This window comes from Actinomadura montaniterrae (genome assembly GCF_008923365.1).
Taxonomy (GTDB): domain Bacteria; phylum Actinomycetota; class Actinomycetes; order Streptosporangiales; family Streptosporangiaceae; genus Spirillospora; species Spirillospora montaniterrae.
The window spans coordinates 40,749-50,861 of the sequence record NZ_WBMR01000050.1; the positions used below are offsets into that span (position 1 = coordinate 40,749).

General features: G+C 75.4%; 11 protein-coding genes and 1 riboswitch. Of the genes, 1 reads left to right on the forward strand and 10 read right to left on the reverse strand.

Annotation, left to right across the window (positions count from 1 at the left end; genetic code table 11):
- Positions 1-15 precede the first annotated feature (15 nt).
- The 9 genes from cobC to F9B16_RS19155 form a co-directional block, all read right to left on the reverse strand.
- Positions 16-1,074 (reverse strand): Rv2231c family pyridoxal phosphate-dependent protein CobC, encoded by a 1,059-nt coding sequence (cobC, locus tag F9B16_RS19115; protein WP_225991760.1) that lies wholly within the window; start codon positions 1,072-1,074, stop codon positions 16-18.
- Positions 1,071-1,760, reverse strand: a complete 690-nt coding sequence (locus F9B16_RS19120; RefSeq protein ID WP_151541445.1) for a precorrin-8X methylmutase — start codon at positions 1,758-1,760, stop codon at positions 1,071-1,073. Before F9B16_RS19120 ends, cobC begins: the two co-directional genes overlap by 4 nt.
- Before the next feature lie 101 nt (positions 1,761-1,861).
- Positions 1,862-2,332, reverse strand: a complete 471-nt coding sequence (locus tag F9B16_RS50955) for a cobalamin biosynthesis protein (protein WP_192808865.1) — start codon at positions 2,330-2,332, stop codon at positions 1,862-1,864.
- Entirely contained in the window at positions 2,329-3,327 is a 999-nt protein-coding gene (locus F9B16_RS19130) for a hypothetical protein (RefSeq protein ID WP_225991761.1), read from the reverse strand. The genes F9B16_RS50955 and F9B16_RS19130 overlap by 4 nt, the downstream gene beginning before the upstream one ends.
- Positions 3,328-3,329: 2 nt before the next feature.
- Positions 3,330-3,830, reverse strand: coding sequence for a hypothetical protein (locus F9B16_RS19135; protein WP_151541447.1), 501 nt, complete (start codon positions 3,828-3,830; stop codon positions 3,330-3,332).
- 85 nt (positions 3,831-3,915) lie between these two features.
- The gene (locus F9B16_RS19140; protein WP_151541448.1) at positions 3,916-4,491 is read right to left on the reverse strand and encodes a GNAT family N-acetyltransferase; all 576 of its coding nucleotides are present in this window, start codon (positions 4,489-4,491) and stop codon (positions 3,916-3,918) included.
- Between the two features lie 47 nt (positions 4,492-4,538).
- Positions 4,539-5,909 carry a cobyrinate a,c-diamide synthase gene (locus tag F9B16_RS19145; RefSeq protein WP_192808866.1) on the reverse strand — a complete coding sequence of 457 codons (1,371 nt, stop codon included), beginning with the start codon at positions 5,907-5,909 and terminating at the stop codon, positions 4,539-4,541.
- Complete coding sequence (cobO, locus tag F9B16_RS19150; protein WP_151541449.1) at positions 5,903-6,517, reverse strand: cob(I)yrinic acid a,c-diamide adenosyltransferase; 615 nt, start codon at positions 6,515-6,517, stop codon at positions 5,903-5,905. The genes F9B16_RS19145 and cobO overlap by 7 nt, the downstream gene beginning before the upstream one ends.
- Before the next feature lie 57 nt (positions 6,518-6,574).
- Positions 6,575-8,635 carry a putative cobaltochelatase gene (locus F9B16_RS19155; RefSeq protein WP_225991762.1) on the reverse strand — a complete coding sequence of 687 codons (2,061 nt, stop codon included), beginning with the start codon at positions 8,633-8,635 and terminating at the stop codon, positions 6,575-6,577.
- A gap of 57 nt (positions 8,636-8,692) precedes the next feature.
- Positions 8,693-8,815: riboswitch (cobalamin riboswitch) on the reverse strand.
- A 118-nt stretch (positions 8,816-8,933) separates the two neighbouring features.
- On the opposite strand from F9B16_RS19155, the gene F9B16_RS19160 reads away from it, so the two are divergent.
- On the forward strand, positions 8,934-9,728 hold the full coding sequence (locus tag F9B16_RS19160; RefSeq protein ID WP_151541450.1) for a TetR/AcrR family transcriptional regulator: 795 nt from the start codon (positions 8,934-8,936) through the stop codon (positions 9,726-9,728).
- On the opposite strand, the gene F9B16_RS50960 is transcribed toward F9B16_RS19160, so the two are convergent.
- Positions 9,639-10,113, reverse strand: a 475-nt coding sequence (locus F9B16_RS50960) for an ATP-binding protein (protein WP_192808867.1), incomplete at its 5' end; no start/stop codon positions are given. The two genes, F9B16_RS19160 and F9B16_RS50960, sit on opposite strands and share 90 nt — an antisense overlap.

Sequence of the window (10,113 nt, forward strand, 5' to 3'; positions counted from 1 at the left end):
AGATACCCAGCCCACTCAGATTCCCAGTTCGCCGAGCACGTCCAGCAGGGCGTCGTTGGACGGGCGGTCGCGCACGGCAATGCGCAGCCAGTCGGTGCCGAGGCCGGGGAAGGTGTCCCCACGCCTGACCGCGTAGCCGCGCTGCCGCAGCAGCGCCCGGATGCCGAGCGCGTCCGGCACGCACAGGCACAGGAACGACGCGCGCGCCTCGGGCACCACGTACAGGCCCCGGGCGGTCAGCTCGCCGGCCAGCCGGTCGCGTTCGGCGGCGAGGTCGGCGGCCCAGGTCTGCGCCTCGGCGACCGCGTCCGGCTCGCAGCACGCCTCGATCGCCACCAGCGCGGGCGTCGACACCGCCCACAGCGGCTGCGCGTCCGCGAGCCGGCTCACCAGGTGCGGGTCGGCGAGCAGGTATCCGGCGCGCAGCCCGGCGAGGCCCCAGGTCTTGGTCAGCGACCGGATCACCACGATCCCTGCGGGCAGCCGGGACGCGAGGGTCTCCGGCTCGCCCGGGACGCAGTCCATGAACGCCTCGTCCACCACGACCGTCCGGCCGGGCCGGGACAGCGCGGTGATCGCGGAGGCCGGGTGCAGCACCGAGGTCGGGTTGGTCGGGTTGCCGACCACGACGAGGTCGGCGTCGTCCGGCACGACGGCCGGGTCGAGGGTGAAGTCCTTGCCGAGGACGGCCCGCTCCACCGCGTGCCCGGCGGACCGCAACGCCGCCTCCGGCTCGGTGAACTGCGGATGCACCACGACCGCCTTGCGGGGCTTCAGGACGCGCGCCAGCAGCACGAACGCCTCGGCGGCGCCGGCGGTGAGCAGCACCTCCTCGGCGGCGCGGCCGTGCCGCCGCGCGACGGCCCGCCGGGCCGGGCGCGGGTCGGGGTAGCCGGCGAGGTCGGCGACGGACGCGCGGAGCCGGTCGGCGAGCCACGCGGGCGGCGTGCCGGTGCGCACGTTGACGGCGAAGTCGGCGAGCCCGCCGCCGACCTCGGCGTCCCCGTGGTGGCGCAGGTCGACCTCGTCGGCGCCGTCGTCGGGGCCGGCGACCGCCGGCCGGTGCCCGATCACGGCGCGCCCTGCTCGAAGGCGCCCTGGCCATAGGCGCCCTGGCCGTAGGCGGACGTGCCCTGGCCGTGGGCGGACGTGCCCTGGCCGAAGGGCTGCGGGGCCTGCTCGAAGTAGAGCAGCGCGTTGACGGCCGCGGCGGCGACCGCAGGTCCGCCCTTCTCCGAGACGTTGCTGAGCTGCGGCAGCCCGCTGGCCCGCAGCGCCTCCTTGGCCTCGGCGGCGCCGACGAACCCGACGGGCGTGCCGACGACCAGCGCGGGCCGGACCCGCCGCGCGATGATCTCGAAGATCGCCTCCGGCGCGGAGCCGACCACCCAGACCGCGCCCGGCCCGACCTCGGAGTAGGCGATGCGGACCGCGGCGGCCGGCCGGGTGATCCCGGCGGCGCGCGCCATCCGCGCGGCGGCGGGGTCGTCGGCGTGGCAGGCCGTCTCGCGGGCGCTGATCCCCGCGGCGGTCATGTGCTCGTCGGTGACGATCGGGGCGCCCGAGCGCAGCGCGGACCAGCCCTGGACGAGGAAGTCCTCCGTGGTGACCAGGTCCACCGCGTACTCCAGGTCGGCGGTGGCGTGGATCACCCGTTCCGCGACGGCCCGCCACAGCGGCGGCATCGGGGACAGGTCGACCCGGGAGCGCAGGATCTCATAGGACCGGACCTCGATCGGGTGGGGCTGGCGTACGGTCACTGCGCCTCCAGATTGATCATGGTCGGGTGGGTCACGGTCGGTCCTCGCGGTCGCCGGGGAGTTCGTCGTCGGGCACCTAGGGTTTCACGGGTCGCCGGTCGCTATGACCCGGCTTCGCCGGGATCACCGGGTTCGCCGGTGATCCGGGGGTCGCCCGCGATGTCCGGCGCGCCCGCGGCGCGGACCGCCGGGACGATCCGGGCCACCGCCGCCGTGGCGCGCGCCGTCGCGCGCTTCTCCACGACGAGGAGGGCGTCGCCGCCGAGCGCGCGGGCCCCGTGCAGGGCCGCCGCCTCGGCCACGCTCGCCGTCCCGGTCCGGGCCCGTACGCCCTCCGCCGGGTTCGGCACCGCCACCTGCGCCAGCACGCCCACAGGGTAGGCGACGAGGTGAAATCCGAACATTCCGGCGGCATCGCGGACACCGCCCGTGCCGGCGCGCGCCTCGACCGTCGCGACGCAGGCGACGTCCTCGCCGCGCAGGCCGTCGTGGTCCAGCACGGCGCGGATCAGCCCGCCGATCTCCCGCGCGTCCGCCCGGCTGGACGCGCCCACGCCGATGACCAGCGTCACAGGACCGAGCGTCCGGGCGGGGGCGGGAGCGTCTCGATGCTCCTGATCCGCTTCGCGGCCGGCGGTTCGGGGACGGCCGCGGGTCGCTCGGCCCAGAGGAGCGTGACCGGGGACGGCGGTTCCGGAGCGCCGGTGAGCGGGGTCGCCTGGAGGGTCGTGGCGTGGGCGGTGAAGCCGTGACCTGCGAGGACGTCCATGAGCGCGGGAGTGGCGCCGGCCGGTGCCGTGGCGGCGAGACGGTGGCGGGCCCGCGAGGCGCAGGTGGCCAGCGCCTCGGAGGACGCGTCCGCCAGGAAGACGGCGTCGGGAACGGGCAGGTGATCGACGACCGTCCCGATCTCGCCCCGCGACACCGCGACCCGGACGCCGTGCCTGCGGACGTTCTCCCGCAGCCGGACGCAGACGGAGTCGTCGCGGTCGAGAGCGACGGCCGCCGCGCCGAAGCGGGCGCATTCGATCGCCACCGAGCCGTCACCGGAACCGATGTCCCAGACCATGTCCCCTATGCGCGGCCCCAGTTTGGCCAAGGCGAACGCACGCGCTTCCGGTGTCAGAGCCGGTTCCCCAACGAAGGCTTCCTGAGGCAGTGCCCAGGCCGGTTCCCTTAGGGCGGGGCCAGCTATCCATGTAGGAGCGTCCTCCGCGCGCCGGTTGTCCAGCACGAGGACCACGTCCGGCTTGTTCCACGGGCGTGTGGTCGCCTCCGCCGGACGGACGTGGACGACGCGCTCCTCGGGCCCGTCCACGTCCTCGCACACGATGAAGGAGCGCGGCGTCTGCGGGAACAGGGCGCGTCCCAGTTCGGCGGGTCCCGCGCCGGGGGCGGTCAGGACGGCCACCTTGGGGTGCGCACGGCAGGCGTTCACCGCGCGCCGGAATTCCGCAGCGGAGACGACAAGGGCGTCGTCCCAGGGCACGCCCGCCAGCGCGAAGGCCCGTGCCGCGAGCGCGGTCCCGGAGCGCGGCGCGCCGTCGCGGCCGCTGACCGTGAGCACGGCTACCGCGCCATCCGCCCGAACATCCCCACCATGCGCTCTCCCTTCGCGTCGACCAGCACGACCTGCGCGGCCACCGGGCTCTCGGCCGACCCGGCCGCCTCGGCGGCGAGGCGTTCCAGCTCGCCGGCGGTCCGGCGGCACAGCTCCCGGCCGCACGGCCCGAGCCGTCCGGCGGCCTCCCACAGCTCGTAGGCGCTCTGCGGCGTCCCGGCCGCCTCGACCTCGGCCGCCAGCGCCGGCCCGCCGTCCATGTCCGCGGTGATCGCGGAGAGAGCCGGGACGCCGCCCGCGATCGCGGCTTGCTCGTCGACGCCGGACACCAGCACGACCTGCGCGAGCCCTTCGCCGACCGCCCTCCGCAGCGCGTCGAGGCCGACGGGGACGAAGCAGTCGTCCGGCAGTTTCGGCAGCATGCGGCGGGCGGCCTCCGCCGTGTCCGCGCCGTGCATCACCAGCGTCCGCCGTACCGCGGGCGCCTCTGTCGCCTGTGTCCCGGTCATGCCCGTCCCTCCTGGTCGTGGGCGTCGAGCCTCCCGGAGGCCGCGCCCGGGCCGGGACGCGGCGCGCCGCGCGCCCCCGGATCGGTCAGCATTCCGGACCGTCCTGACGGAGATCGGAGGCGATGCGGCTGAAGACGAACATGTCCCGGTTGACGCCCTCGGCGTCGCGTTCCGCGCCCCGCGCCACCCCTTCGCGCAGGTAGCCGGCCTTCTCCGCGACCCGGATCGAGGCGTGGTTGCTGGTGAGGGCGCGCAGCTCGATACGGAACAGCCCGCAGTCCCGCAGCGCCCAGTTCGAGACGAGGGTGAGGGCCTCGGCGGCGTACCCCCGCCCGCGCGCGCTTGACCGCACCCCGTATCCGACCTCGCAGGTCAGTTGCGCCCAGTCCACTTTGAACAGGCCGATGGTGCCGATAAGGCCGCCCGTCTCGCGGTCGGTCACGGCAAGGTGGATGCCGAGGCCGAAGCGGTGCACCTTGTGGACGCCCTCGCGCAGGAACCAGGCGAGCGGCTCGGCCTCCAGCGCGTCAGGGAAGTTCGGCGGGAGGAAGTCCTCGCCCGCGCGGATCACCTCGATCAGGTCGGGCGCGTCGTCGAGCCCGAACGGGCGCAGGACGAGGCGCCCGGCCTCCAGGCGCACGCTCCCGGTGAAGACGTCCACACCTCTCCCTCCACCCGCATCCCCGCCATGCCCGCAGGCGGGGGCCGTCACAGGCAGGCCGCGACCATCCGGCTGGCGAACCAGGGCGATCCGGCCCAGTGCACGTGGAGGTACGACGCGACGCAGTCGCCCCGCACGAAGCCCACCGGGCCGGACGAGGACCACTGCCAGGCGGCGGTCTCCCCACGGTCGGGGACCGTCACCGTGCGGTGGAACTCGTGCCCGTGCACCCGTTCGCCCGCGCGCGCGACGACCGAGTCGGCCACCGCCACCGCGGCACGATAACCCAGCGTCAGCCGCGGGGCCATGGCCGCTCTCGCGCCATTCAGCACACCGCACATGGGCGCGCCGTCGAGTTCCTCCGCGAGGTATAGGAGTCCGGCGCACTCGGCGTACACGGGTCGGGACGCCTCAGCGAACGCCGCCAGTTCCTCGCGCAGCGGCTCGTTGGACGACAGCTGCGCCGCGTACACCTCGGGGAACCCGCCTCCGACGACGACTCCGCGCGTCCCTTCGGGCAGGCCCTCGTCCTGCAGCGGATCGAACCGCACGACCTCCGCACCCGCCGCTTCGAGCAGTTCCTCGTTCTCCGCATAGCCGAATGTGAAGGCGGGACCGCCTGCGACCGCGATCCGGGGACGTCCTGGATGCTTCTCCGGCACGGCCTCTGACGGATCCCACGGCGCGGCGTCCAGCTCCGGCGCCTCCCGGGCCAGCGCTAGGACGGCGTCGAGATCGCATGACGCCGCGACCAGCTCGCCCAGCCGCCGGACGGTGTCCACCGCCTCCGCGCTGCGTTCGGCCGCCGGTATAAGCCCGAGGTGCCGGGACGGCGTCGCCGCGTCGTCGGTGCGGCGCAGCGCGCCCAGAACCGGCAGCCCGAGCTCCTCGACGGCCTCACGGCACATGCGCTCGTGGCCGTCGGAACCGAGCCGGTTCAGGACGACGCCGCCGACGCGGACCGTCCCGAACGACCGGAACCCGTGGACGAGCGCCGCGACGGACCGTCCCGCGGCGGCGGACGCGTCCACGACCAGCACGACCGGCGCGTCCAGGAGCGTCGCGACGTGCGCGGTGGACGCGTAGTCCCCTCCCCCGGCCGAGGCGGACGGCCCGAGCCCGGCCGCACCGTCGTACAGGCCCATGACGCCCTCGACGACCGCAATGTCCGCACCCTCCGCGCCGTGCAGGAACAGCGGCACGACCAATTCATCGGACGTCAGCCAGGGATCCAGGTTCCGGCCGGGGCGGCCCGTCGCGAGCGCGTGGTAGCCGGGGTCGATGTAGTCCGGGCCGACCTTGTGCGGGGACACCTGCAGGCCGCGCAGCGCGAACGCGGCCATCAGCCCGGTCGCCACGGTCGTCTTGCCGCTGCCCGACGAGGGCGCCGCGACGACGAGCCGCGGGACGGTCACCACTCGATGCCCTTCTGCCCCTTCTGGCCGCTGTCCATCGGGTGCCGCACCTTGCCCATCTCCGTGACCAGGTCGGCGGCCTCGATCAGCCGCGGGTCGGCGTCCCGGCCGGTGATCACCACGTGCTGGTTGCCGGGACGGTCCGCCAGCGTGGCGACGACGTCGTCGACGTCGACCCAGCCCCACTTCATCGGGTAGGTGAACTCGTCCAGGACATAGAGGCGGTACGTCTCGGCGGCCAGATCGCGCTTGATCTGCTCCCAGCCCTCGCGGGCGTCGGCCTCGTGGTCGGCCTCGGTGCCGGGCCGCTGGATCCACGACCAGCCCTCGCCCATCTTGTTCCAGAACACCGGCCCCCCTTCGCCGGTCTGCTCGTGCAGGCGGCCGAGCGCGAGCAGCGCGTTCTCCTCGCCGATCCGCCACTTCGCCGACTTGACGAACTGGAACACCCCGATCGGCCAGCCCTGGTTCCAGGCCCGCAGCGCGAGCCCGAACGCTGCCGTCGACTTGCCCTTGCCCGGCCCGGTGTGCACCATCACCAGCGGCCGGTTGCGGCGCTGCCTGGTGGTGAGCCCGTCGTCCGGCACGTACTCCGGCTTGCCCTGCGGCATCTCAGCCCCTGCTTCCTGGATCTGCGCTTGCTGGATCTGCGGCGGACCGCCCGGCGGTCACGCGACGTTCCGTGCGCCGCCGCGCGCGTCGCGGACGACGCCGGCGAGCGCGTCGGCGGCGAGGCGGTCGAGCCGGACGACCTCGGCGCCGAGCCGGGCGCCGAGCGCGGCGGCGAGGCCGAGCCGCACCGGCCCGGACTCGCAGTCGACGACCACGGACGCGACGCCGGCGAGCAGCCCGGCCGCCCGTGACGGGTCGGGGCCGTGGGTGGCGCGGCCGTCGGTCACCACGACCAGCAGCGGGCGCCGGGCCGGGTCGCGCAGCCGCTCGACCCGCAGCACCTCCGCCGCGCGCATCAGCCCTGCGGACAGGGGCGTGCGGCCTCCGGTCGGCAGCGCGTCGAGGCGGCGCGCCCCGGCCTCCACCGACGACGTGGGCGGCAGCGCCAGGTCGGCGTCCCGGCCCCGGAAGGTGATGAGGCCGACCTTGTCGCGCCGCTGGTAGGCGTCGAGGAGGAGGCTCAGGACGGCGCCCTTCACCGCGCGCATCCGCTTGCGCGCCGCCATCGAACCGCTGGCGTCCACCACGAACAGGACGAGATTGCCTTCGCGCCCGTCGCGGACCGCTTCGCGCAGGTCTTCGGGTTGGACGACCAGACCGGAACCGCTGCGTCCCCGCGCGCGCTGGTGCGGTGCCGCCGCGCGGAGCGTCGCTGTTAGGTGCAGCCCGCGCGCGCCCGGCCGGGCACCCGATACGCGTCCGTACGGGCTGCGCGCCTTGGAACGCCGCCCCGGCGCCCCGTCGCCCAGCCCGGGGACGGTGAAGAGGCGCGGCTTGTAGGCGGCGTCCGCGGGCGCGGGCTCGCTCTCACCCGAACGCCCCGGGCCGCCGCTCTCCACGGACGGCTCGGCCTGTTCCGCCTGCGGCGGGACGGCAGGCGGCGGGACGGACGCGTCCTGTTCGGGGCCGTCAGGAAGGCCGCCGGGAAGGCCGCCTCCCCCGTCCGGTCCGCCGGGGCCGTCGTCGGAAGGCCCCGGGTCGTCGGGCGGCGGCTCCGGATCGTCGCCGTGCTCGTCGAGGACCTCGTCGAGCTTCTGCCGGTCCAGGCCGGGCGCGTCGAACGGGTCGCGGCGGCGCCGGTGCGGCAGCGCCAGCCGCGCCGCCGTCCGCACATCGTCGGCCGTCACCGCGTCGCGGCCGTGCCAGGCGGCCAGCGCGATCGCCGCCCGCGCCGTCACCAGGTCGGCGCGCAGGCCGTCGACCTCGAACGACGCGCACACGGCGGTGATCTGGCGGAGCGCAGCGTCGGTCAGCTCCACGGCGGGCAACCGGTCGCGGGCGGCGGCGATCCGGTTAGCCAAGTCGGCCTCGTCCTCGGCGAAGGCCGCGGCGAAACCGTCCGGGTCGTCCTCGAACCGCAGCCGCCGCCGGACGACCTCGGCGCGCTCGGCCGGGTCGCGGGTCGCGGCGACCTCGACGGTCAGCCCGAACCGGTCCAGCAGCTGCGGGCGCAGCTCGCCCTCCTCCGGGTTCATCGTCCCGACCAGCAGGAACCGCGCCGCGTGCCGGACCGAGACGCCCTCGCGCTCCACGTACGACTCGCCCATGGCCGCCGCGTCCAGCAGCAGGTCGACCAGGTGGTCGTGGAGGAGGTTGACCTCGTCGACGTACAGGACGCCGCGGTGCGCCGCCGCGAGCAGGCCCGGCTCGAACGCCTTCACGCCCTCGGTGAGCGCGCGCTCGATGTCCAGCGAGCCGGTGAGCCGGTCCTCGGACGCGCCCACCGGCAGCTCCACCAGCCGCGCGGCCCGCGCCTCCGCGCCGCCGGCGGCGTGCGGGCCGTCCGGGCAGGACGGGTCGGGGTCGGCGGGATCGCAGGAGAACCGGCAGCCCGGCACGACCGGCACCGGCGGCAGCAGCCCGGCCAGCGCGCGCACGATCGTCGACTTCGCGGTGCCCTTCTCGCCGCGTACCAGCACGCCGCCGACGCCCGGCGACACGGCGTTGATCAGCAGGGCGAGCTTGAGATCGTCCATCCCGACGACGGCGGAGAAGGGGTAGCGCGCGCGGGCGCGCCGCTCCGGCCGGCCGGCGCCCGTCTTCGACGCGGGTCGCACGTGTCGTCATCCTTCCTCGGGTGTCCACGCCCGTGGCGGTGCCTGTCCGACGGCCGGAGTCTCCTGGCTCCCGGATCACCGCGCTCCCTCGGCCTTCCAGCACCGCGTGCCGTGGCCGCGTCGAGGGGGCGCTCCCCTGGTCACAGTTGCGGGACAGCCCCGGATTCGCACCGGGTTCCTCCGCGTCCGTCGCCCGCCCAGGATCGCACACCGGCCGGGCGCGCTCGACCCGGCGGTCTATCGGCGGAGTGATGGTCAATGTTGGCGATACGCCAATGAGGATGGTCTACTGGTCGGTATGGAGCGACGCGCAGCCCCGCGCGGCGAGGCCGCCGGAGCCGCGACGCCGCGCCCGGGCGGCACCAGGAGCCCGAAGGCCCGCTATCAGCGCCTGCCGCGCGACGAGCGGCGCGACCAGATCCTCGACGTCGCGCGCCGCATGTTCACCGAACTGCCGTACGCGGAGGTCGCCACCGCGGCGATCGCCCGCGAGGCCGGCGTCCAGCGCGGGCTCATCCACTACTACTTCGGCACCAAGCGCGAGCTGTTCCTCAAGGTCGTCCAGGGCCTGACCGCCACCGCGGCGGTGCAGGCGCCGCCGCCGGACGAGCGGATGACGCTGCCCGAGACCGTCGAACTGTGCGTGAACCTGTTCCTCGACACCGCCGAGCGGAACGCCACCACCTGGTTCGCGGCACTGGACGCGGAGGGCTTCGGGCAGGACCCGGAGCTGCTGGACATCGTCAACCGGTTCCGCGACCGGACGGTCGAGCACATGCTCGCCGTCCTGCGGGTGCCCGCGCCGACCGGCACGCTGCGGGCCGTCCTGCGCGTCTACTCCGGGCTCGCGGACGCGGCGACGCGGCAGTGGCTCCAGGAGCGGACCCTCGACCGCGCGCAGGTGCAGACGCTGCTGACCAGGTCGCTGCTGTCGATGGTCACCGACATCGCCCCCGCGCTGGAGGCCCGGGACGCGGAGCCCGGGCTTGCGAGCGGGGAGCGCCTAGAGGCCGGGGACCGGCTGCTGCACGCCGCCGCGCACCGGGACGGCGAACCAGACGGCCTTGCCGCGGACGCCCGGGCCGAGCCGTGACAGCGTCCGCAGCATGCCCCAGCGCCCGCACGACAGCTCCCGGACGATGCTGAGCCCGCGCCCGCAGTCCCCGGACGTCCACGAGTAGCCGGGCAGCGCCGCCTCGGCGTAGGCGTCGAAGACCGCGCACCGCACCTCGCCGCCCGCCAGGACCCCGGGCCGGTCGGACGGGCCACCGGACGGGCCGCTGGCCGGGTCGCCGAGGTAGAGCCACAGCTCGTGCGGGCCATGGTCGCCGGCGTGCTGGTGGGCGTTGGTGGCCAGCTCGCTCACCATGAGCTGGGCGTCGCCGATCACCTCGTCCCGCACGCCGAGCGAGGCGAGCGCGTCGCGCAGCACGCGGCGGGCGTGGCTCGCGCAGCCGGGGCCGCCGGGCAGCGCCCAC

Coding starts and splice junctions, on each gene's coding strand:
- cobO (WP_151541449.1), bottom strand. CDS start 6,517: ATGCCGCAGGGCAAGCCGGAGTACGTGCCGGACGACGGGCTCACCACC.
- F9B16_RS19160 (WP_151541450.1), top strand. CDS start 8,934: ATGGAGCGACGCGCAGCCCCGCGCGGCGAGGCCGCCGGAGCCGCGACG.
- F9B16_RS19135 (WP_151541447.1), bottom strand. CDS start 3,830: ATGACCGGGACACAGGCGACAGAGGCGCCCGCGGTACGGCGGACGCTG.